Origin of the sequence: Pseudomonas fluorescens (genome assembly GCF_000802965.1) — a bacterium.
Lineage (GTDB): Bacteria > Pseudomonadota > Gammaproteobacteria > Pseudomonadales > Pseudomonadaceae > Aquipseudomonas > Aquipseudomonas fluorescens_A.
Genome location: NZ_JSAK01000036.1, coordinates 1 through 1,572, shown reverse-complemented (window position 1 = coordinate 1,572; position 1,572 = coordinate 1). Strand labels below are relative to the sequence as shown.

Below are 1,572 nucleotides of genomic sequence, written 5' to 3'. Positions count from 1 at the left end.
CCGCTGTATCGACAAGAGAAAATTTTCGGCCGAGCTGGTCTGGCGGTCGCCCGTTCGACCTTGGCGCAATGGGTTGGCGCCTGCGGCGTGCAGCTACAGCCACTGGTGGATGCGCTGCGCGTAGCAGTGCTCGAGCATGGCGTGATCCACGCCGATGAAACGCCGGTACAGATGCTGACGCCGGGCGCCAAGAAGACCCACCGAGCCTACGTTTGGGCCTACGCAACCAGCCAGTTCGCCGACTTGGCGGCAGTCGTTTACGACTTCAGCCCGAGCCGCGCCGGCGAACACGCCCGAACCTTCCTGAACAACTGGCACGGCAAGCTGGTCTGCGACGACTTCGCCGGTTACAAGGCGAGCTTTGATCTGGGCGTCACGGAGATCGGCTGCATGGCCCATGCTCGCCGCAAGTTCTTCGACCTTCACGCGACCAACAAGAGCCAAATCGCCGAAAAAGCGCTGCATTACATCGCCGCACTTTACGAAATAGAGCGTGAAGTAAAAGACCTAGAACCGGACATGCGGCACCGAATACGGCAGGAAAAAGCGGCTCCGATAATCGAGGCGCTACACGCCTGGATGATTGCCCAGCGCGAACTCGTACCCGAAGGGTCGGCCATCGCCAAAGCCCTGGATTACAGCCTCAAACGCTGGGTCGCGTTGATCCGATATCTCGAGGATGGCGCCGTGCCCATAGACAATAATTGGTGTGAAAATCAAATCCGGCCATGGGCACTTGGGCGCTCGAACTGGCTGTTCGCCGGGTCACTACGCAGCGGCAAACGTGCGGCTGCAATCATGAGCTTGATCCAGTCAGCACGGCTAAATGGACATGATCCGTACGCCTATCTGAAGGATGTTCTGACGCGGCTGCCCACGCAGCGAGCGAGTGAGATTGAGGCGTTGTTACCACATCGGTGGCAACCGGTGTAATTACATCAGGTCGCGTCGTGGAGCGTTTATGAATATTCCGGCGCATAGTCCCAAAATCATCCACAAAACATGGTTTTTCGTAGCATTGGTTGCAATGGGGTAGATCTACGCCACGTACCGCCCTTTAGCGCCCCGAGACACCCTATAAATCCCCCAATCTCCCTGTATCCCCCTCTCAAACACCCCATTTCCCCCCATTTAATCCGCGGAACGGTAGTTACCCTGGAGTTCAGCGCCCCCTGATAACCCCCTATTTTCCCTAATAATCCCCGTAACACCCCATCACACCCTAATTATCCCTATATATCCCCGTAGCGCACCCCATTCTGCCCCTTCCAAATTCACTCGGGAGTTGTCGCTCCGCATTTGGTAGCAAAACTCGAAAAACTGATCCGAACTTATGAAAAATTGCGACGGAAGCCGGCCGCAAGCGATAGTCCCTGCTGTACCTGAAACCTCTTAAATCCCCGTCTAATGTAATTATACGGATCACCATTGTTTTTGAGGGTGGTCCTGTCACTACGGCCCCATCATCTTGCGCGCGTAACATCCCCCTAGAAGTGGCGATGGTTAAAGGAAGCTATCAGTTGTTGCGCCATTTCCGACTTCGGGCCAGATGCCTTTGCCGGACGCTTACGA

At 55.9% G+C, this 1,572-nt stretch carries 1 protein-coding gene; it reads left to right on the top strand.

Features of this window, described 5'->3' with window-relative positions:
* The coding region (tnpC, locus tag NL64_RS30730; RefSeq protein ID WP_034151001.1) for an IS66 family transposase at nt 1–933 on the top strand (933 nt) is incomplete at its 5' end.
* Nucleotides 934–1,572 lie beyond the last annotated feature (639 nt).